We start from the raw sequence: 532 nt of genomic DNA, 5'->3' as shown, positions 1-532 counted from the left end.
AGTCGTTACGCCACAACCTAGTAGACACACTTCTTCAAGAGGCGCTTGCTTGTTCACTTTGGCTAATGAAATTTCAGGCAGCACTGTGTACTCAGAGAAAGTAGAACAACCCATGTAGTGGAAGATGGTTTCACCGTTGATAGAAAAACGGCTTGTACCATCTGGCATCAGACCTTTACCTTGTGTTTCACGAACGGCCTGGCAAAGGTTGGTTTTGCCCGATTTACAGAACTTACACTCGCCACATTCTGCGGTGTAAAGAGGAATCACGTGGTCGCCAACCTCAACGCTGGTAACACCTTCGCCAACCATTTCAACGATACCGCCACCTTCGTGACCAAGAATTGAAGGGAAGATGCCTTCTGGATCGTCGCCTGACAGAGTGAACGCATCAGTATGACAAACACCTGTCGCGACGATGCGCACTAGCACTTCACCCGCTTTAGGAAGCTGTACATCCACTTCTTCCATTTTCAGTGGCTCGCCAGCCGCCCACGCAACCATTGCCTTGGATTTGATGTGAGTTTGACCA

Annotated in this window: 1 protein-coding gene; it reads right to left on the bottom strand. The window is 49.2% G+C overall.

Annotated elements, in window-relative coordinates; translation table 11 throughout:
- A partial coding sequence (locus tag R7044_RS27760) for an alcohol dehydrogenase catalytic domain-containing protein (RefSeq protein ID WP_225456307.1) occupies nt 1-532 on the bottom strand: 532 nt, incomplete at both ends.

This window comes from Vibrio sp. 1402, assembly GCF_033340275.1.
Note: the sequence above shows the minus strand (reverse complement) of the source record. Positions and strands in the feature narration are given on the sequence as shown.